The organism is Paenibacillus sp. GbtcB18, assembly GCF_019091125.1.
In the GTDB taxonomy this organism is placed as follows: Bacteria; Bacillota; Bacilli; order Paenibacillales; family NBRC-103111; genus Paenibacillus_F; species Paenibacillus_F chitinolyticus.
In genome coordinates this window covers 1-235 of sequence record NZ_JAGXJX010000890.1, presented here as the reverse complement: position 1 = coordinate 235, position 235 = coordinate 1, and the positions used below count along the sequence as shown (strand labels likewise).

Genomic DNA, 235 nt, shown 5'->3' with positions numbered 1-235 from the left:
GCCGGCCCAGCCGGAAGCTGTCCATACTCTCATAACCGCCTTCCATGGCGGTATAGGAGACGATGGGAAGGCCGACGTGACCGAGAGAAGCGAGATCGCGATAAATGGTGCGCAGAGACACTCCAAGCTGGTCCGCCAATTCCTGCGCTTGAACCCGCTTTCGGTGGAGCAGCAGAGTCGTAGTGGTCAGAAACCGTCCAAGCTTCATGTTCACTCCCCCTAAGTGGCCCTACTC

At 58.3% G+C, this 235-nt stretch carries 1 protein-coding gene; it reads right to left on the bottom strand.

The window, feature by feature from the left end; all coding sequences use genetic code 11:
- The coding region (locus KVT34_RS31215; protein ID WP_217563393.1) for an HTH domain-containing protein at window positions 1–208 on the bottom strand (208 nt) is incomplete at its 3' end.
- Between the last annotated feature and the right edge of the window lie 27 nt (window positions 209–235).